At 62.7% G+C, this 19,478-nt stretch carries 19 protein-coding genes and 1 pseudogene; 6 read left to right on the top strand and 14 right to left on the bottom strand.

What is annotated here, in order from left to right; genetic code table 11:
• Positions 1-128 precede the first annotated feature (128 nt).
• Entirely contained in the window at positions 129-1,058 is a 930-nt protein-coding gene (locus tag H7R73_RS14995) for a ZIP family metal transporter (RefSeq protein WP_041215435.1), read from the bottom strand.
• Positions 1,059-1,353: 295 nt separating this feature from the next.
• Between H7R73_RS14995 and H7R73_RS14990 the strand changes: the two genes are divergently transcribed.
• The gene (locus H7R73_RS14990) at positions 1,354-2,985 is read left to right on the top strand and encodes a methyl-accepting chemotaxis protein (protein ID WP_182951311.1); all 1,632 of its coding nucleotides are present in this window, start codon (positions 1,354-1,356) and stop codon (positions 2,983-2,985) included.
• Between the two features lie 69 nt (positions 2,986-3,054).
• Here H7R73_RS14990 and gloA read toward each other — a convergent pair whose 3' ends face one another.
• The 8 genes from gloA to rsxA all read right to left on the bottom strand — a co-directional run bounded on the left by gloA (position 3,055) and on the right by rsxA (position 10,503).
• Entirely contained in the window at positions 3,055-3,462 is a 408-nt protein-coding gene (gene gloA / locus H7R73_RS14985; RefSeq protein ID WP_182951310.1) for a lactoylglutathione lyase, read from the bottom strand.
• Positions 3,463-3,539: 77 nt separating this feature from the next.
• Positions 3,540-4,181, bottom strand: coding sequence for an endonuclease III (nth, locus tag H7R73_RS14980; RefSeq protein ID WP_005302279.1), 642 nt, complete (start codon positions 4,179-4,181; stop codon positions 3,540-3,542).
• 14 nt (positions 4,182-4,195) lie between these two features.
• Positions 4,196-4,954, bottom strand: a complete 759-nt coding sequence (locus H7R73_RS14975; protein WP_103259886.1) for an electron transport complex subunit E — start codon at positions 4,952-4,954, stop codon at positions 4,196-4,198.
• A gap of 16 nt (positions 4,955-4,970) precedes the next feature.
• Positions 4,971-5,603 carry an electron transport complex subunit RsxG gene (gene rsxG / locus H7R73_RS14970; RefSeq protein WP_042015982.1) on the bottom strand — a complete coding sequence of 211 codons (633 nt, stop codon included), beginning with the start codon at positions 5,601-5,603 and terminating at the stop codon, positions 4,971-4,973.
• Positions 5,604-5,646: 43 nt separating this feature from the next.
• The gene (gene rsxD, locus H7R73_RS14965) at positions 5,647-6,699 is read right to left on the bottom strand and encodes an electron transport complex subunit RsxD (RefSeq protein ID WP_010674314.1); all 1,053 of its coding nucleotides are present in this window, start codon (positions 6,697-6,699) and stop codon (positions 5,647-5,649) included.
• A gap of 3 nt (positions 6,700-6,702) precedes the next feature.
• Positions 6,703-9,336, bottom strand: coding sequence for an electron transport complex subunit RsxC (gene rsxC, locus H7R73_RS14960; protein WP_103259887.1), 2,634 nt, complete (start codon positions 9,334-9,336; stop codon positions 6,703-6,705).
• 14 nt (positions 9,337-9,350) lie between these two features.
• A complete protein-coding gene (gene rsxB / locus H7R73_RS14955) occupies positions 9,351-9,917 on the bottom strand; it encodes an electron transport complex subunit RsxB (protein ID WP_042017194.1) in 567 nt (188 codons plus the stop codon).
• A 4-nt stretch (positions 9,918-9,921) separates the two neighbouring features.
• Positions 9,922-10,503, bottom strand: a complete 582-nt coding sequence (rsxA, locus tag H7R73_RS14950) for an electron transport complex subunit RsxA (RefSeq protein ID WP_039038677.1) — start codon at positions 10,501-10,503, stop codon at positions 9,922-9,924.
• Positions 10,504-10,614: 111 nt separating this feature from the next.
• On the opposite strand from rsxA, the gene H7R73_RS14945 reads away from it, so the two are divergent.
• Both H7R73_RS14945 and H7R73_RS14940 read left to right on the top strand, forming a co-directional pair.
• Positions 10,615-11,511 (top strand): DMT family transporter, encoded by an 897-nt coding sequence (locus tag H7R73_RS14945; RefSeq protein ID WP_103259888.1) that lies wholly within the window; start codon positions 10,615-10,617, stop codon positions 11,509-11,511.
• A gap of 61 nt (positions 11,512-11,572) precedes the next feature.
• Positions 11,573-11,770, top strand: coding sequence for a hypothetical protein (locus H7R73_RS14940; RefSeq protein ID WP_039038678.1), 198 nt, complete (start codon positions 11,573-11,575; stop codon positions 11,768-11,770).
• Between the two features lie 72 nt (positions 11,771-11,842).
• Here the strand turns inward: H7R73_RS14940 and H7R73_RS24215 are convergent, their stop codons facing one another.
• The 3 genes and pseudogenes from H7R73_RS24215 to H7R73_RS14930 form a co-directional block, all read right to left on the bottom strand.
• Entirely contained in the window at positions 11,843-12,274 is a 432-nt protein-coding gene (locus H7R73_RS24215; protein WP_256094419.1) for a methyl-accepting chemotaxis protein, read from the bottom strand.
• Positions 12,275-12,382: 108 nt separating this feature from the next.
• Positions 12,383-13,141: pseudogene (locus H7R73_RS24210) on the bottom strand (PAS domain-containing protein); the annotation flags it as partial.
• A 469-nt stretch (positions 13,142-13,610) separates the two neighbouring features.
• Positions 13,611-14,036 (bottom strand): DUF4124 domain-containing protein, encoded by a 426-nt coding sequence (locus H7R73_RS14930; RefSeq protein WP_039038680.1) that lies wholly within the window; start codon positions 14,034-14,036, stop codon positions 13,611-13,613.
• Between the two features lie 270 nt (positions 14,037-14,306).
• Between H7R73_RS14930 and fabV the strand changes: the two genes are divergently transcribed.
• Together fabV and H7R73_RS14920 are read left to right on the top strand one after the other, a co-directional pair.
• On the top strand, positions 14,307-15,500 hold the full coding sequence (gene fabV, locus H7R73_RS14925; RefSeq protein WP_010674026.1) for an enoyl-ACP reductase FabV: 1,194 nt from the start codon (positions 14,307-14,309) through the stop codon (positions 15,498-15,500).
• Between the two features lie 162 nt (positions 15,501-15,662).
• The gene (locus H7R73_RS14920) at positions 15,663-17,129 is read left to right on the top strand and encodes a YfcC family protein (RefSeq protein ID WP_182951308.1); all 1,467 of its coding nucleotides are present in this window, start codon (positions 15,663-15,665) and stop codon (positions 17,127-17,129) included.
• Between the two features lie 65 nt (positions 17,130-17,194).
• Here H7R73_RS14920 and H7R73_RS14915 read toward each other — a convergent pair whose 3' ends face one another.
• Positions 17,195-18,409, bottom strand: coding sequence for a pyridoxal phosphate-dependent aminotransferase (locus H7R73_RS14915; protein WP_005302243.1), 1,215 nt, complete (start codon positions 18,407-18,409; stop codon positions 17,195-17,197).
• Between the two features lie 356 nt (positions 18,410-18,765).
• Here H7R73_RS14915 and H7R73_RS14910 point away from each other — a divergent pair, with 356 nt between their 5' ends.
• Positions 18,766-18,975 carry a DUF1653 domain-containing protein gene (locus tag H7R73_RS14910; protein ID WP_010674028.1) on the top strand — a complete coding sequence of 70 codons (210 nt, stop codon included), beginning with the start codon at positions 18,766-18,768 and terminating at the stop codon, positions 18,973-18,975.
• Between the two features lie 59 nt (positions 18,976-19,034).
• Here H7R73_RS14910 and H7R73_RS14905 read toward each other — a convergent pair whose 3' ends face one another.
• Positions 19,035-19,292 (bottom strand): GrxA family glutaredoxin, encoded by a 258-nt coding sequence (locus tag H7R73_RS14905; RefSeq protein WP_010674029.1) that lies wholly within the window; start codon positions 19,290-19,292, stop codon positions 19,035-19,037.
• Positions 19,293-19,478: the final 186 nt, after the last annotated feature.

The raw sequence follows: 19,478 nt of genomic DNA, 5'->3' as shown, positions 1-19,478 counted from the left end.
GATGGGATTCAGGCGCCGTACATCAACCAGTCAAAGGGCGCCGGGTGCTCAACATTAGGCGATTTCCCCCTCTTATTTCAAGGGGTTCGCGCTGTCGTCACCGGGCGCACGGGGCTTGAGGGGGGTGATCAGCCGAGTGCGGTGTCGAGGGTCATCATCAGGGCGAAGCCTGCCATCAGGCCCAGGGTGGCGTGGGTCTGGTGGCCGTTGCGATGGGTTTCCGGGATCACCTCGTGGGAGACAACAAACAGCATGGCACCGGCCGCGAGCCCGAGGCCGATGGGGTAGGCGATGGCCATGCCGCTGGCGAGTCCGACCCCGAGCAGGGCGCCGAGCGGTTCCAGCAGGCCGCTGCCGATGGCGACCAGCACGGCCACCGGCGGGCGAAAACCGGCTGCGCACATGGCCAGCGCCACCGCCAGCCCTTCGGGAATGTCCTGCAGGGCAATGGCGGTCGTGAGGGGCAGTCCCACCGTCATGTCCCCCTGGGAGAAGCTGACCCCGATGGCCATGCCTTCGGGCAGGTTGTGCAGGGCGATGGCGAAGACGAACAGCCAGACCCGTGAGCAGCTCTCATGGCCGGGACCACAGGGGCCGGTCTTGTCGTGTTCGTGAGGGGTGAATTGATCCAGTCCCAGCATCAGCAGCACCCCGAGGGTCATGCCGGCCACCACCACGGCGGCGGCGAGGAAGCCGTCATCCGTGATCCCCTCGGCGGCCTCGAGCCCCGGCAGCAGTAGGGAGAAGGCGCTCGCCGCCAGCATCATGCCGGCGGCGAACCCCAGCATGGCATCTTCCACCCGTTGGGGAACGGCGCGCAGGAACAGGGCAGGCAGGGCGCCCAGCGCCGTGGCGGCAAAACCCGCAGCGCCGCCGATGAGGCCATAGCGTACCCCGGGCGTGATCTCTCCTGCGGCCAGCATGACGAGACTCTGCACCAGGAGCAGCAGCACGGCGACCAGGGCGAGCAGCAGCCCCAGGGCGATGAGGGGGCGATCCGCTATCTGCTCGCGCAGTTGGACAGACCAGGAAGGGGAGAGGGTCGATACGTTGTCCATGGGGCCTCTGAAGACAGGAATGGGGAGAGACGAGCGGCCATTACATAACCTGGCCCCTGCTTTGTCCATGACGGCGGACCGATTGTGGCAATCGGCTCAAGTTTTGCGTCGAGCTGGTCGCTACTGTGCTGGCAGCCTCGTGGCGGGCACAAGGCCCGGCGTGGGGCGAGCGGGAAGCAAGGGATCCCCTCTCTTCGCTCCCATCGTCATTTCCCGTCAGGAGTCTCGGGTCACCGCTTACACGGATGTGATCATTGTGTCACTGCACATCTGCAGTCGAGGATCACCAGCCAACATGTCTTACAAGCATCTCTCCATCGGCAAGAAGATTGCCGCCGTCTTTGCGGTCATTGCCGTCATCAACGTCGTCTTCGGCCTGTTTCTCGCCACCGAACTGCGGGACATTCGGGATCGGGTATTGAACTTCACCGACTCCACCCTGCCAAGCGTGCTCTCGGTGGACAACCTGCTCTACGACGTCTCCTATGTGCGCCGTGCCCAGTTTGCCCTGCTAATGGTGGAAGATGCCGTCGACAGGCAGGTTCGCCGCGCCCGCATCCAGGAGAGCCTGGGCAAGGTGCAGCAGGTCATGGATGCCTACGAGGCGACCGTGGGGGCCGAGCATGAACGCCAGGCCTTCAACCGCGTCAAGCAGCAGTGGCTGCAATATCTGGGGGCCGTCAACCAGGTGGATGCCCTGTTGTTCCAGGGCAGCAGGGATGAGGCCAGGGAGGCGCTGTTTCGCTCGAATGGGCTCTACACCGAGCTGGAGCTGGCGGTGCGTGCCCTGGTGAAGGTGAATCTTGGCTTTGTGGAAGAGAACCGTGGCAGCCTGCTTGGCAGCGTCACCATGGTGATGACCTTTGCCGTGGTGAGCATCGCGACCCTGCTGATCTTCATGGGGGTCATGACCTGGTTCCTCACCCGCCAGATCTGCCTGCCCCTGCAAGCCGTGGTGGCCCAGGCCAATGCCATCGCCCTGGGGGATCTGACCCATCGGCTGGATCGCCAGCACATCGGGCAGGACGAACTGGGGATGCTGGCCAGCGCCTCCCTCAAGATGCAGGACAACCTGCGTGGGCTCATCGAGGAGGTGGCCGCCGCCGTGACCCAGCTGGGAGCCGCCATCGAGGAGGTGAGCGCGGTCTCCGAGCAATCATCCCAGGGGATCCAGAGCCAGCAGCAGGAGATAGCCCAGGTCGCCACCGCCATGGCCCAGATGAAGGCGACGGTAGCGGATGTGGCGGGCAACACCGAGGTGGCCTCGGAGTCGGCAAGCTCCGCCAATGCCCTGGCTCGTCGCGGCAGTCAGGATGTGCAGGGGGCCCTGGATGCCATCACCCGGGTGGCCGGTGAGATGGAGCAGGCGGGCAACCTGGTGAGTGAACTGGAGAAAGAGTCCGCCCAGATCAACCTGGTGGTGGATGTCATTCGCGGCATTGCCGACCAGACCAACCTGCTGGCACTCAATGCCGCCATCGAGGCGGCCCGTGCCGGTGAGCAGGGGCGCGGCTTTGCGGTGGTGGCCGACGAGGTGCGCACCCTGGCGGGGCGTACCCAGGCCTCCACCGGCGAAATCGTCGCCATCATCGAGACCCTGCAGGCTCGTGCCAACCGGGCGAAGTCGGTGACCGGCCAGAGTTGCGAGATGATCCGCCAGTGCGTGAGCCAGAGTGAGCGCACCAGTGCGGGCATTCGTCAGATTGAAGAGGCGGTGGCCCAGATAGCCGACATGGCGATCCAGATTGCCAGTGCCTGTGGCGAGCAGGATGCGGTCTCCAATGAGCTGGGCCGCAACGTGGCGCGCATCAACGACTCCTCCAACGAGGTCGCGACCTGCGCGGATCACACCGCCAAAGCCTGTCTGGAGCTGAGCCAGCTGGCGGCGGGTCTGCGCCAGAGCATGGGGCGCTTCCGCCTGGCCTGACGGTGGCTGCAGGCAATGAAAACGGGGCCCTGGGCCCCGTTGTTTTTCTCACCGCCAGGCGGCGTGGGCTCAGGCGCCCAGGCCGGTACCGGCGTCTTTCTTGGCAATCAGCTCAATCTTGTAACCGTCCGGGTCTTCCACGAAGGCGATGACGGTGGTGCCGCCCTTCACCGGGCCCGGTTCGCGGGTGAGCTTGGCGCCGGCGGCGCGCAGCGCCTCGCAGGTGGCATAGATGTCGTCCGCTTCCAGGGCGATGTGACCATAGGCGGAACCGAGCTCGTACTCGCTCACCCCCCAGTTGTAGGTGAGCTCGATGACGGCTTCATCCTTCTCGTCGCCGTAGCCGACGAAGGCCAGGGTGTACTTGTATTCGCTGTTCTCGCTCTTGCGCAGCAGTGTCATGCCCAGCACTCGGGTGTAGAAGTCGATGGAACGTTGCAGATCGCCGACGCGCAACATGGTATGCAGAATTCTCATTGCTCAATTCTCCGGGTTGGTGGATTGGTACTGCCTTGAATCCATGGCCCGAGACCGGATCCGCAGAGGCCTGCAGATCAACTCTCGGGATAGACCTTCTCTTTGTATTCGCATAAATCTTCGATGATGCAGGAGCCGCAGCGGGGCTTGCGGGCGAGACAGGTGTAACGTCCGTGCAGGATGAGCCAGTGATGCACGTCCAGCTTGAACTCGGCGGGGACCACCTTGAGCAGCTTCTCCTCCACCTGATCGACGTTCTTGCCCACGGCAAAGCCGGTGCGGTTGGAGACCCGGAAGATATGGGTGTCGACGGCGATGGTGGGCCAGCCGAAGGCGGTGTTGAGCACCACGTTGGCCGTCTTGCGGCCGACGCCGGGCAGGGCCTCGAGGGCCTCGCGATTCTCCGGCACCTCGCCGCCGTGGCGCTCCAGCAAAATGGCGCAGGTCTTGATGACGTTCTCGGCCTTGGTGTTGAAGAGGCCAATGGTCTTGATGTACTCCTTGACCCCGTCCACCCCCAGATCCAGCATGGCCTGGGGGGTGTTGGCCACCGGATAGAGCTTGTCGGTGGCCTTGTTGACGCTGACATCGGTGGCCTGGGCCGAAAGCAGCACGGCGATGAGCAGCTCGAAGGGCGTGGTGAAGTTGAGCTCTGTGGTGGGATGGGGGTTGTCATCGCGCAACCGCTCCAGGATCAGCCTGCGTTTCTGGTTGTTCATGGCTCTCTCTTGTCTCAGAGCTGGGTAGTGCGGGCGCCCGCCGCCGGCACGGTGCAGTGGGCCTTCTCGGCACTCTGCTTGCGGCCCATCCAGTCGTTGATGGCGTTTTTGCCGGCGATCATCAAACCGAGGCCGATGAAGCCGCCGGGGGGCAGGATCGCCAGCAGCAGGCTGGCGTCGGCGTGGAACAGCTCGACGCGCAATGACTTGGCCCAGTCACCTAGCAGCAGCTCGGCACCGTCAAACAGGGTGCCCATGCCGATGATCTCGCGCAGCCCACCCAGCACCAGCAGCACCAGAGTAAAGCCCAGCCCCATCATGAAGCCGTCGAGGGCCGCCAGCAGCGGCGGGTTCTTGGAGGCATACGCCTCGGCCCGGCCGATGATGACGCAGTTGGTGACGATGAGGGCGATGAAGATGCCGAGCGCCTGATAGAGGCCGTAGGTGTAGGCGTTCATCAGCAACTGCACGCTGGTCACCAGCGCCGCGATGATCATCACGTAGACCGGGATGCGAATATCCTTGGGCACCCAGTTGCGCACCAGCGAGATGGCGAGGTTGGAGCTGACCAGCACCGCCATGGTGGCAAGGCCGAGCCCCAGCGCGTTGGTGAAGGTGGAGGAGACCGCCAGGGTGGGGCAGAGCCCCAGCACCTGCACCAGGGAGGGGTTGTTCTTCCACAGTCCCTGCAGCATCAGCTCCTTGAGCTCTTCGCGGCGGCCACTTTCCCCGGCGGGTTGGCTGGCCGTGTCAATCACGTCGACTTGTTCCATTGCGTGTGCTCCGGCGTTAGGGGTTGGTATGGCAGGAGGGGGCATCGTGCAGCAGTTCGGGGTGCTCCTGTTGCAGCCTCAGCAAATTTTTCACCGCCTTGACCACGGCCCGCGGGGTGATGGTGGCTCCGGTGAAGGCGTCGAATTCGCCGCCATCCTTCTTCACCGCCCAGGTGGCGTCGTTGTCGGCCGTGAGGGACTTGCCGGTGAAGCTGTCGATCCAGCTGGATTTCTTCAGCTCTATCTTGTCACCAAGCCCCGGGGTTTCCTTGTGGGCCAGCACCCTGACCGCGCTGACGGCCCCCTTTGCATCGGTGCCGACCACCATGCGAATGGCTCCACTGTAACCATCGGGGGCCACGGTTTCCAGCGCGTAGCCGGTATGCACCCCCTTGAGGGTGGCGGTATAGAGGGGCATGGGCTCATTGCTGCCCAGGTATTCCCGGCTGCTGACCAGCTTGCAACTGGCCACCAGATCATTGTCATAACTCCCCTCGGGCAGCAGGGCCTGCAGGGTGCGCAGCTTCTCCAGCTCTTGCTGGTGGGCGATGCGATCCCGGGTCAGTTCGTTGGTCAGCACCACCATGGCGGTGCAGCCGAGGGCAAAGAGGGCCAGGGTCAGGCCATTCTTGCGCATGCTTTTCAACATGGGAGGCTCCCTGTCTCGCGTCTGCGGCAATTCAGATGTGGGTTCATTTGCGACGGGCTCCATAGACCTTGGGGCGGGTCAGACTGTCAATCAGGGGAACGCACAGGTTGGCCAGCAACACGGCGAAGGCGAAGGCATCCGGATAGCCGCCAAAACGGCGGATGACATAGACCAGCACGCCGATGAGCACACCGTAGACGAGGCGCCCCTTTGCGGTGGTGCTGGCACTCACCGGATCGGTGGCGATGAAGAAGGCCCCGAGCATGGTGGCACCGCTGAACAGGTGCAGCATGGGGGTGGCGGTGGCATCCGGGGTGGCCAGATAGCCCAGGGTGGCAGCGAGCAGCAATGCGCCCAGCACGGCAGTCGGAATGCGCCAGTTGATCACTTTCTGCTGGAGCAGGAAGAGGCCTCCCAGCAGGTAGCCGAGGTTGACCCAGCTCCAGCCGATGCCACCCCAGCCCTCGAAGACCTTGTGGGTCATCACTTCGGTGGCGGTCAGCCCCTGGGTCAGCCCGGTCTTTAAGGTATCCAGCGGCGTGGCCATGGTCAGGCCATCCACCCCCTGCTTGAGCTGCAGCATGCTGTAGCCGTCGAGGCTGAAGCCGGTGAAGATCACCGAGGCCGCATCGGCGAAGCCGATGTCGTAGGCGGCGATGCTGGAGGGGGGCAGCCAGCTGGTCATCTGGACCGGGAAGGAGACCAGCAGCAGCACATAGGCCACCATGGCAGGATTGAACAGGTTCTGACCGAGCCCGCCATAGAGATGCTTGGCGATGATGATGGCGAACGCCGTGCCCAGCACCAGCATCCACCAGGGCAGCAGGGGGGGCAGGGAGAGACCGATGAGCACGGCGGTGAGCGCCGCGCTGCCATCCAGCAGGGCCGGTTTGACGGGGCGGCCGCGCAGGCGAAGGACCAGGGCCTCCGAACCCAGGGCCGTGACCAGCGCCAGCAGGATCTGGATCAGGGTCCCCCAGCCGAAGAACCAGGTCTGTGCCAGGAAGCCGGGCAGGCAGGCCAGGATCACCAGCACCATCAGGGTCTGGGTCTGTTTGCGGTTGTGGGCAAAGGGCGCACTCGCGATATTGAACATGGATCAGTGGCTCTTGTCGGTCGAAGGGGAGGAGGCAGCCTCGGCCGCCAGCTTCTTGGCTTTGGCCCGGGCGATGGCGGCGGCAATGGCCGCTTTCTTGGGGTCCACCTCGGCGGCGGGCCCGGATGCGGCGGCAGGGGCCTCAACGGCGTTATCGGTTGTGTTCACGGATGTCTCACCCGCGACCACCGGCCCATCACCTTGCGCCTGAGCAGCCTTCTTGGCCTTGGCCCGGGCGATGGCGGCGGCGATGGCCGCCTTCTTGGGGTCCACCTCGGCGGCGGGCTCGGATGCGGCAGCCGGGGTCTCAATGGCGTTATCGGTTGTGTTCACGGATGTCTTATCCGCGTCCAGCGGTGCGTCACCTTGGGCCTGGGCGGCTTTCTTGGCCTTGGCCCGGGCGATGGCGGCGGCAATGGCCGCCTTCTTGGGATCCACCTCGGCGGCGGGCTCGGATGCGGCGGCAGGGGCCTCGGCGGTGGCGGTATCGCTTGTGTTTGCGGAGATGCCACCTGCGTCCAGCGGTGCGTCACCTTGGGCCTGGGCGGCTTTCTTGGCCTTGGCTCGGGCGATGGCGGCAGCAATGGCCGCCTTCTTGGGGTCCACCTCTGCGGCGGGCTCGGATGCGGCGGCCGGGGCCTCAACGGCGTTATCGGTTGTGTTCACAGATGTCTCACCCGCGACCACAGGCCCGTCACCTTGCGCCTGAGCAGCCTTCTTGGCCTTGGCCCGGGCGATGGCGGCGGCAATGGCCGCCTTCTTGGGGTCCACCTCGGCGGCGGGCTCGGATGCGGCGGCCGGGGCCTCAACGGCGTTATCGCTTGTGTTCACGGATGTTTTATCCGCGACCACCGGCCCATCACCTTGCGCCTGGGCAGCCTTCTTGGCCTTGGCCCGTGCCAGGGCAGCGGCGATGGCGGCCTTCTTGGGATCCAGCTCTGCCTTGGGAGGTTGCTCCCCAGGTGCCGGGGTGTCAGTCAGTTCATTGCCCTCGCCATTGGCGGCCTTGGCGGCACGACGGGCGATGGCCTCCTGCTTGCGCGCCTCACGGGCGGCAATCATGGCCTCGTTGTCCGGTGCGGGTTCACTCACGGCCACCTGGGCCGTCTCCTGTTTGGCCTTGATACGGGCCAGGGCGGCGGCGACCGGATCTTCGCCCCCGGCCGTCGTCATGGCCTGGCGACGCTGGGCTGCGGCCTCGGCGTGGCGGGCTTCGCGGGCCGCCTTCTCACGCTCGAAGCGAGCCTGCTTGGCCTCGAAGCGCTGCTTGGCACGTTCGGCCTTCTCGGCCTCGGCACGGGCCTCGCGGATGTCATCCTTGGCGATCTTGTAGTACTGCACCAGGGGGATTTCGCTCGGGCAGACCCAGGCACAGGCGCCGCACTCGATACAGTCAAAGAGGTTGAGCTTCTCGGCCTTGTCGTACTCCTTGACCCGGCTGTACCAGTAAAGCTCCTGGGGCAGCAGGGTGGCGGGGCAGGCATCGGCGCAGGCACTGCAACGGATGCAGGCCTGTTCCGGGCCGGGGGGCGGCAGCTCGGCGCGGGTGGGGGAGAGCAGGCAGTTGGTGGCCTTGACCACGGGGACCATGGCGTGGGGCAGGGTGAAGCCCATCATGGGGCCCCCCATGATGACCCGCTGATCCGCCTCCGGTTGCAGCTCGAAACGCTGGAGCAGCCAGCGTACCGGCGTGCCCAGACGCACCCAGGCATTGCCGGGTTTCTTGAAGGCGTCGCCGGTGAGGGTGACGATGCGCTCGATGAGCGGCTCCCCATCGATGATGGCGCGCTTGATGGCAAAGACGGTGGCGACGTTGAGCACCATGATGCCCATGTCCACCGCCCGGCCTCCCTTGGGCACCTGGCGTCCGGTGAGCAGCTCGATGGTCTGTTTGGCGCCGCCGGAGGGGTACTTGGTCGGTACCGACTTGACCAGCACGTCGGCGTCGCTGGCATGGCGGGTCAGGGCCTCGATGGCCGCCGGTTTGTTGTCTTCCACCCCGATCAGGGTGAGCTTGGGCTTGAGCAGGTGCTTGAGTACCCGGATGCCGTCCATGATCTCGTCGGCGTACTCCTGCATCAACCTGTCATCCGTGGTGATGTAGGGTTCGCACTCCAGCCCGTTGACGATGAGGATCTCGGTGAGCTGGCCACGGCCGTCGAGCTTGCTGTGGGTCGGGAAGACGGCGCCGCCGAGCCCGGCGATACCGGCCTGCTGGATGCGCTCGAGCAACGCCCCCCGCTCCAGGTTCCAGTAGTCAGGCTGGGGTGTGCGCTCGCCCCAGGCATCGTCTCCGTCCGGGGTGAGGAGGATGCAGAGATCGTCAAGACCGGAGGGGTGCGCCACCGTGTGCTGCTCGATGGCGGTGATGGTGCCCGAGGTGGAAGCGTGCACCGGCACGATGCGCCCCTTGTCAAAACGGGTGAGGGGTTGCCCCTTCTTGACCTTGTCCCCCACCCGCACCAGCAGTTCGCCGGCCGGACCCGCGTGCTGGCGCACCGGAATGATGAGCTGGGGGGGAAGGCCCGCGTCAACGACGGGGGTCAGGCTGGACTGGTGCTTGTTCTCGGGAGGATGGATGCCGCCGTGAAAATCCCACAGAGTGCCGGCTTTGATGCGTTCGAGCAGATGCTGCATGGTTACTCCGCTGTTTATTCCACTATCTTGACCGGAATGGCGACCTTGGCCAGATCCCATTTCCAGTTGTCGACCGTGGTCGGCACCGGGATCATTTCGATACAGTCGGTCGGGCAGGGGTCGACGCAGAGATCGCACCCGGTGCACTCGGCCGCGATGACGGTGTGCATCGCCTTGGTGGCACCCAGGATGGCGTCGACCGGACAGGCCTGGATGCACTTGGTGCAACCGATACACATGTCTTCGTGAATGAAGGCCACCTTCTTGACGGGGATTGCCGCGTCTTCACCGCCGTCCAGAGACTGGGGCTCGACCCCCATCAGGTCGGCAATCTTGCGCATGGTGGCGTCGCCACCGGGCACGCACTTGTTGATCTTGTCGCCATTGGCCAGGGCTTCGGCGTAGGGTTTGCAGCCCGGGTAACCGCACTGGCCGCACTGGGTCTGGGGCAACAGGGCATCGAGCTGATCGACGATGGGATCGGCCTGCACATGAAACTTGACGGCGGCAAAGCCGAGAATGATGCCGAAGGCCAGGGCAAGCAGGGCCAGCACCAGAATGGCAAAGAGTATGTGAATCATAGCGTTATATCTTGATGAGGCCGGTAAAGCCCATGAAGGCCAGCGACATCAGGCCAGCGGTGACCATGGCGATGGAGACGCCACGAAACGGTGCCGGCACGTCGGCGGCCACCAGCCGCTCACGCATGGCGGCAAAAAGGATCAGCACCAGGGAGAAGCCGACGGCGGCCCCGAAGCCGTAGATGATGCTCTGGATGAAGTTGTGGCGCTCGTTGATGCTGAGCAGCGCCACGCCGAGCACGGCACAGTTGGTGGTGATGAGCGGCAGGAAGATGCCGAGCAGGCGATAGAGGGTCGGGCTGCTCTTGCGGATCACCATCTCGGTGAACTGGACCACCACGGCGATCACCAGAATGAAGCCCAGGGTGCGCAGGTAGGCGATCTCCAGCGGGATCAGGATGTAGTGCTCCATCAGATAGGAGCAGGCGCTGGCCAGCGTCATGACGAAGGTGGTGGCCAGACCCATGCCGATGGCGGTTTCCAGCTTGCCGGAGACACCCATGAAGGGGCAAAGGCCGAGGAACTTCACCAGCACGAAGTTGTTGATCAGCACGGTGCCGACCAGTAAAAGCAGGTACTCAGTCATTGACGATGGGTTATCCGGTATGAAGGCGGCCGTATTATCTGATGTTAGGTGCCTTTAGACAACCGCAAGGCCGTATGGTTATTATTCGGATGCCCAATTCATGGAGGCATTGTGCGCCTTTTACCCGTCCTGACGCTGACTCTGGCCATGCTGCTCTGGTCCAGCTCCTTCATCGCCCTCAAACATGTGCTGGAAATCTGGTCCTTCGGTCAGGTGCTCTTCATGCGGATGGGGGTGGCGTCCTGTTGCTGGCTGCTCTGCTACCGCCAGCTTGGTCGCGTCACTTACCAGAAGGGGGATTGGCGCTGGTTGGCCCTGATGGGGGCGCTTGAGCCCTGCCTCTACTTCCTTCTGGAAGTCAACGCCCTGCGTTACACCAGTGCTGGCCAGGCTGGCATGGTCTGTGCCCTGCTTCCCCTGATGGTGGCCCTGGTGGCCTTCGTCCTGCTTGGAGAGCGGGTGAGTCGCCGCCAACTGCTGGGCTTTGCCATCGCCATCGTTGGCATCGCCCTGCTGGGGTTGGGGGAGGGCGCCGACGAGTTCGCTCCCAACGCCCTGCTCGGCAACAGCCTGGAGATGGGCGCCATGCTCTGCGCCGCCACCTATTCTGTGGTATTCAAGAAGCTCTCCAGCCGCTACGGCGTGATGACACTGACGGCGTTGCAGGCCTTCGTCGGCATGCTCTTCTTCGCGCCCTTTGCCTTCAGTGCGCCCTGGCCCGCGAGCTGGGCCTGGCAGGACATGGGGGTCATCCTTTTCCTCGGCGCCTTCGTGACCCTGGGTGCCTACCTGCTCTACAACTGGTCGGTGACCCAGGTGAAGGTGACCCTGGCGGCGGCCTATGTGAACCTCATACCGGTCTTTACCCTGCTGCTCGCCTATCTGCTGCTGGGAGAGACGCTCACGGCCCTGCAATGGGTGGCCTGCGCCGCCGTGCTGGTCGGCATCGGGGTGGGCCAGCTGCCGTCCGGCAGGAAGCGTGCGCAGGCAGTCGCCACCGGGGGATGAGTCGCCGCCATTGGGCTACAGTCTGGGCAGGGAAACACGCTGTCGAAGAAGGAGCCGACCGATGAGCGACATGCACTTGCTGGCCGCTGCCAAAAGCCTGTTGAGCCATCCCCCCTTTACCCTGGCCGATGCCAGAGCCCTGGAGGCGCTGGAAGAGGAGGCTGTGGGGGAGGAGGGGCTCTGCATCGCCGCGCTATGGGACATCGCCCTCGCGCTGGCGGACGAGGAAGCCAGACACTATCTCCTGGGGGATGGCTGAGCGGGTTTCGGGTGGGCGGACAGCAATGACAACGGGGGGCCTGGACCCCCCGTTGTCATTGGCAGCTGTTGCTCAGATGGAGAGGCTCTTGACGGTGTCCGACACCGAGTTGGCGTCCTCGATGATCTCCTTGATGACATCGGCGATGATGGTGGCCTGCTCCTGACCTGCCACCGCCTTGTCGGAGACGACGGAGACGGTCTGGGTGATCTGGGAGGTGATCTCCGAGTTGTGCTTGATGACGGTGACGATCTCGCTGGTGGAGCTGGAAGTGCGCGCCGCCAGTTGCCTCACCTCGTCGGCCACGACCGCGAATCCCCGTCCCTGTTCCCCGGCGCGGGCCGCCTCGATGGCGGCGTTGAGGGCCAGCAGGTTGGTCTGATCCGCGATGCCGCTGATGGTGGAGATGATGGATTCGATGCTCCTGGATTGCTGGTTGAGCTGCTCTATCTGCTTGCTGACCGCATTGACCGAGGTGTTGATGTGAGAGGAGGTGTCGAGCACCCTGTCGATGACCTCCCGTCCCCTGGCGGCGCTCGCGACGGTTTCGCTGGCGATGGCACACGCCTTCTGGGCCGCTTCCCGGGTGGAGATGGATTTCTCAACCCGCTCGGTGATGTCGCTCGCCAGCTTGATGATTTTGACCACCTTGCCCTCGTGGTTGAAGATGGGGTTGTAGGTGGCCTCCAGCCAGATCTTCTCCCCCCGGTGACCCAGGCGCATGAAAAGCCCTGATTTGATGTCACCCGAGCCGAGATCCTGCCAGAAATTGGGGTTGTTCTGGTAGAACTCGCTGTCACAGAAGAGGTGATGATGCTTGCCGACCACCTCTTCCAGCCGATAGCCAAAGCAGTTGAGGAAATTCTGGTTGGCGGTGATGACGGTGCCATCGGGTTGGAAATCAATGACCGCCAGGGACTTGTCCAGGGCTGCCAGCAGGGCCTGGGTGCGCTCCAGAGTGGATTGCTGCTGGGTCACGTCGGAGGCAACCTTGGCGATCCGCACCACCTTGCCGTCGATCACGATGGGGAAATAGGTCGCCTCCAGCCACACGGCCTTGCCGGATTTCGACTGGCGAATGAAGCGGCCGCTGCGGGAGACGCCGTGGCGCAGATCCTGCCACAAGGTCTCGTAATCCCGGGTATTGACGTCGTCGGGGAAGCAGAGGGTGCTGTGATGCTTGCCAATCACCTCGTCACGCTCAAATCCCACGATCTTGAGAAACAGTTCGTTGGCGAAGGTGACCACTCCCGCCGGGGTGAACTGGACGAAGGGGACCTGCAACTGGATAGCCTGTTCAAATGCCCCCAGCTCCACCACCCTTGCCGCTTGCTCACTGGCTTCCTTGCTTGCTTTTTGATTCCAGAACATGACAGCGCTCCTCCATGAGACCCTTGAATGAGATAACGACCAAATCTGAGTAAATTAACAATAGCATTGCGTCCTGATGAGTCGTCATCGAACTCAAATTAACTTTTTATTTTTCAATGTTGATAAATGGCTTCTTAATTGTAGGGTCTCGTACCAAGGTTATTTATCTCGTGGACCGCTTTGGGCCCCAGGGAATATTGGCATGAAGGCGCCTCTTTTGGCACTGACTATTCTATATATCGCCTTCATATGAACCCAGTGGCGCGCCATGTGGCCTATGTGGGGATTCAATGAGTCTTATATGGGCACAGTGAAATAGGTGGAGGCGGGGATCTGGAAATAGCCGCTATCTGACTCTCTGGTGTGAGAAATAAACGGCCAAGGGTGTGAGCTTTTGGATATGCGGCATGTGTGAACCCGTGACGACATTGCCGCTTCGGTATATTTTTTGTCCCGAAACAGGGAGTGTTTATTTTGCCTGCAAGGTAGAGAGTTTCTGGTTCAGGGACTCAATCTCTTTCTGATATCGGGTAGTGACCGACTGCATCTCTGCCGAGACATTGCGGGATCTTGCCTTGTTCTCCGTGATCTGGGTCATCTCGTTGTTCATCTTCTGCTTTTTGGCCTCGATCTCGGTGCGCAGCGCCTCGGCCTGGCGTTGTTTCTGGCCGTTCGCCAGGCTCTGCTCTATCTCCCGGGTCTGGTTGGCCGCCTGCTCCACCGCCTCGGGGGAGGGGGTATAGACATTGAGTGCCATGGGTTTGGCGTCGCTGCTGCAGGGGATGTCGCTGAAGGTGATCTGCCCATCGCGGGCGCATTGATAGACAGCCGCCTGGACAACGGGGACGGTGGCAAGCCCCAGGCAGGCGAGAGAGATGACCAGCATGCGTGACATAGACTCCTCCTTGAATCCTCTTCCTTGCACACTAGTACATGGCGCAAGGTCAGACAACGGCCTCGTTCCGGGTGTGACATTCCGGTCCTCACGTTGCCTCTCTCTGGTCCATGGCGGGGAGATCTCCTGCGCAATGGGTGTGCCATGGCGGCACAAAGCGACGGATCCCTGCCTGTTTCCCCGCAGTTCAACACATCAGAGCACCATAACGGGCCGCAATGAGGTATCTTATGCCCCGATTTCATCCATCAAACGGATAAGAGACAACACATGATCATCAAACCCAAGGTTCGCGGCTTTATCTGCACCACCACCCACCCGGTCGGTTGTGAAGCCAATGTTCGTCGCCAGATCGCTTACACCCAAGCCAAGGGCGCCATCGAGAATGGCCCCAAGAAGGTGCTGGTGATCGGCGCTTCCACCGGCTATGGTCTGGCTTCCCGCATTGCCGCAGCCTTCGGCAGCGGAGCTGCCACCATCGGTGTCTTCTTCGAAAAGCCGAGCTCCGAGACCAAGACGGGCTCCGCCGGCTGGTACAACTCCGCCGCCTTCGACAAGGCCGCCAAAGAGGCCGGCCTCTACGCCAAGAGCATCAATGGCGATGCCTTCTCCCACGAGTGCCGTGCCAAGGTGATCGAGCTCATCAAGCAGGATCTGGGTCAAATCGATCTGGTGGTCTACTCCCTGGCCTCTCCGGTGCGCAAGCTGCCGGACACCGGCGAAGTGGTGCGCTCCGCCCTCAAACCCATCGGCGAGGTCTACACCTCCACCGCCATCGACACCAACAAGGATCAGATCATCACCGCCACCGTCGAGCCGGCGAATGAGGAAGAGATCCAGAGCACCATCACCGTCATGGGCGGCCAGGACTGGGAACTGTGGATGGCGGCTCTGCGCGATGCGGGTGTGCTGGCTGACGGCGCCAAGTCCGTGGCCTACTCCTACATCGGTACCGACCTGACCTGGCCCATCTACTGGCATGGTACCCTGGGGCGCGCCAAGGAAGATCTGGACCGCGCCGCCACCGCCATCCGTGGCGATCTGGCTGCCAAGGGGGGGACCGCCCACGTGGCCGTGCTCAAATCCGTGGTGACCCAGGCCTCCTCTGCCATTCCCGTGATGCCGCTCTACATCTCCATGGCCTTCAAGATCATGAAGGAGAAGGGCATCCACGAGGGTTGCATGGAGCAGGTGGACCGCATGATGCGCACCCGCCTGTACGGCGCCGACATGGCGCTGGACGAGCAGGCCCGCATCCGCATGGATGACTGGGAACTGCGTGAAGACGTGCAGCAGACCTGCCGTGATCTCTGGCCCTCCATCACCACCGAGAACCTCAGTGAACTGACCGACTACACCGGCTACAAGCAGGAGTTCCTGCGCCTGTTCGGTTTCGGTCTGGACGAGGTGGACTACGATGCGGACGTGAATCCGGACGTGCAATTCGACGTGATCGAGCTGTAAGTCGGTCGTCAGCACAGACAGGGCCCTGCGGGGCCCTGTTTTTTTGCAGCAGACTCAACCTGTTGCCTCAGGTTTATTATCCGCGATCACCTTTTTCCCCGAACAAACCCGCTAGGCTTGCGCTGTCCGGATCACAGACGGCACCGCCGAGGTACGAAAGTCATGACCACAACCCATGAGGCGCCCAAGAAGCGCCAGCTCCCCACGGTTTATACCCTGCTTTTCATCATCATCGCCCTGATGGCGGCCCTCACCTGGGTGCTGCCGGCGGGCAAATACAACTATGTGACGGCCAAGACCCAGCAGCCGGTTGCGGCGGCGGCCGTGGCCGACTACAGCGGTGACGAGCGATTGCTGCCGGTACCCGGCAGTTACACCGAGCTCCCCTCCCAACCCCAGGGGGTATTCGATGTGCTCAAGGCGCCCATCCAGGGCTTTCACAAGGCGGCGGACGTGGCACTGTTCGTGCTCATCATCGGCGGCTTTCTGGCGGTGACCATGCAGAGCGGGGCGCTGGATGCCGGGGTCGGGGCCATAGTGCGTACCTTTGCCGGGCGCGAGCTCCCGGTGCTGATTGCCCTGTTTGCTCTTGGTGGCTCCACCTTCGGCATGGCGGAGGAGACTGTGGCCTTCTGGGCTCTCATCGTGCCGGTGATGATGGCGGCGGGCTTTGATCGTATGGTGGCGGCGGGGATTATCCTGCTTGGCTCCGGGGTCGGGGTGCTCGCCTCCACCGTCAACCCGTTTGCTACCGGCATCGCCTCCGGTTTTGCCGGCATTCCCATCGGTGAGGGGATTGGCCTGCGGGTCATCCAGTGGCTGCTGCTGGTGATCTTCGCCTCCTGGTTCGTGATGCGCTACGCCAGGCAGGTGCAGCAGGACAAGTCCCGCTCCGTGCTGGCCGACATCGTTTATGACGACGAGTTCTCCCAGATGAAGAGCGGCAACCTCGCCTTCAGCGGCAAGCAGAAGCTCACCATGCTGGTCTTCTTCGGCACCTTCCTGCTGATGATCTATGCGGTGGTGCCCTGGTCCGATCTGGGCATCGATCTGCTGCCCACCCTGGGCTGGTGGTTCGACGAGCTCTCCACCCTCTTCTTCAGCGCCTCCATCCTGATTGCCCTCATCAACCGGATGCCGGAGTCCAACTACGTGGCGACCTTCCTGAACGGGGCGCGGGATCTCATCGGGGTTGCCCTGGTGGTAGCGGTGGCGCGCGGCATCTATGTGGTGATGGAGCACGGCGTCATCATCGACACCATACTGCACTGGGCCGAGGGACTGGTGAGCGGGCTGTCGTCGTCGGTCTTCATCCTGATGGCCTATCTGGTGCACATCATCCTGAGCTTCTTCATTCCCTCCACCTCGGGGCTCGCGACCGTCTCCATGCCGTTGATGGGGCCGCTGGCGGACTTCTCCGGCATCTCGCGGGATCTGGTGATCACCGCCTATCAGTCCGCCTCCGGCTGGATCAACCTGTTCGCCCCCACCGCCGCTCACCTGGTGGCGGGGCTGGCGCTCGCCAGGATCCCCTACGATCGCTTCGTGCGCTGGGTGCTGCCCTTCATCATCGGGGTGGCCCTCATCACCATGGCGGTGCTGGTGGCCGGGGCCTTGCTCCACGGCTGATGGCGCGAATAGAAAACGACAGACAACAAAAAGGCTCCCGCGGGAGCCTTTTTCATGAGCCTTGCTTACTGCTTGTAGCCCTTGAGGAAGCGGGCGAGGCGACCGATGGCCTCTTCCAGCTCCTCTTCCCGGGGCAGGAACACCAGGCGGAAGTGATCCGGTGCCGGCCAGTTGAAGCCGGTGCCTTGCACCAGCAGGAGCTTCTCCTGCTGCAGCAGGTCGAACACCATCTTCTGGTCATCGCGAATGTCATACACCTTGGGGTCGAGGCGCGGGAACATGTAGAGCGCCCCCTTGGGCTTGACGCAGGAGACACCGGGGATCTCGTTCAAAAGCTCCCAGGCCTTGTCCCGCTGGCGACGCAGGCGGCCCCCCGGCAGGATCAGCTCGTTGATGCTCTGGTAGCCCCCAAGGGCGGTCTGGATGGCGTGCTGCATGGGCACGTTGGCACACAGCCGCATGGAGGCCAGCATCTCCAGCCCCTCGATATAACCCTTGGCACGCCCCTTGGGACCGGTGATGACCATCCAGCCCTGGCGGAAGCCACAGGCGCGGTAGGCCTTGGAGAGGCCGTTGAAGGTCACCACCATCACATCGTCGCATAGGGTGCAGACGCTGGTGTGGGAGATGTCGTCGTAGAGGATCTTGTCGTAAATTTCGTCGGCGAAAATGATGAGGTTGTGCTGGCGGGCGATCTCGATCACTTCAAGCAAAAACTCGCTGCCGTAGACGGCACCGGTCGGGTTGTTGGGGTTGATCAGCACCAGGCCGCGGGTACGCGGGGTGATGCGGGCGCGGATGTCGTCGAGATCCGGATACCAGTCAGCCCCTTCGTCACAGCGGTAGTGCACCGCATGGCCGCCGGAGAGGGTGACGGCCGCGGTCCAGAGCGGGTAGTCGGGGGAGGGCACCAGCATCTCGTCGCCGTTGTTGAGCAGCGCCTGCATCGCCATCACGATGAGCTCGCTGGCGCCATTGCCGATGTAGATGTCGTCGATGTCGACCTTGCGCATCCCTTTTTGCTGGTAATACTGCATCACCGCCTTGCGGGCCGAGAAGAGCCCCTTGGAGTCGCAGTAGCCCTGGCTCTGGGGCATGTTGAGGATCACATCCTTGATGATCTCCTCCGGTGCTTCGAAGCCAAACGGGGCCGGATTGCCGATGTTGAGCTTGATGATGCGGTGACCTTCGTCTTCGAGACGGCGAGCTTCTTTGTGCACCGGGCCGCGGATGTCATAGCAGACATCGTCGAGCTTGTGCGACTTGTCGATAGTGAACATGGTGAGCGTGATTCCTTCCCCGTGGGGCGCGTTGGCAGAAAAGCTGTTTTTAGTATCAAATTTCTCTGCCCCTATTCTTCACAGAATTGAATGCTAGAACAATCTAATTTATGGAATAAATCCCTGATATTTACCCCTGAAATAGGGTTGTTGAAATGTTAAATTCGGCATGATCGTTTGCCTCTCTTTGGTAGATTAGTGAAAGATGAGGGGCAGATTCATAAAGCAACATGAGTGTATTGAAATATCTCCCCCATCTGGCACGATTGGCTGGGGTAAAAAAGGCCCCGACCCGTCGGTCTGCCAGGGGAGCACGCAGGCACGGGGGCTCATCTTCCCGCTCTCGAGGTTCACTCATGCAGGCACCCGCCACCGGTCGCTACCGCCATTTCAAGGGGGGCTATTACCAGGTTCTGGCCCTGGCTTTGCACACCGAAACCCAGGAGCAGCTGGTGATCTATCAATCCGAACAGGATGGTCAGGTCTATGCCCGCCCCGTCGCCATGTTCATGGAGTGGATTGAACATCAGGGGCAGGTGGTGAGCCGCTTCACGCCGGTGGCCTGAGGCAGGCTTGGCGACATGAAAAAAGGCGCCAGAGGCGCCTTTTTTCATGGTGTCGGGGCTTACAGACCCAGATTGGCTCTGGCATAGGCCTCAAAATCGGTGCAGCCGCCGATGTGCTGCTCATCCAGGAAGATCTGCGGCACAGTGGTGACCGGCTTGCCCGCCTTGGCGGCGAGATCGTCCTTGGTCAGCCCGGCCACGTTGATATCCACGTAGCGGAACTCGAAGTCATCGCGCTCCTCGGTCAGTTGCTCGGCAATCTGCTTGGCACGCACGCAATAGGGGCAACCGGGACGACCAAAAATCTCTACAAACATCTTTTCTCTCCATTAAACAAGCCGTTGAAGAAGGCCATTGAGATGAGGCTGGGCACAGCATAGCCGTGGCGCCCTGTCAGTCAAAGCTGAAAATAGCGATGCTTACGTTCGCCATCTCCGATTGCGCCCGCTGCTGATGACGGCGCCAGCGCCCCTGTTTCGCCCCAAGGCCGGGGAATCGGGCCG

The sequence above is a fragment of the Aeromonas sp. WP2-W18-CRE-05 genome (assembly GCF_014168615.1).
Taxonomy (GTDB): domain Bacteria; phylum Pseudomonadota; class Gammaproteobacteria; order Enterobacterales; family Aeromonadaceae; genus Aeromonas; species Aeromonas caviae.
Note: the sequence above shows the minus strand (reverse complement) of the source record. Positions and strands in the feature narration are given on the sequence as shown.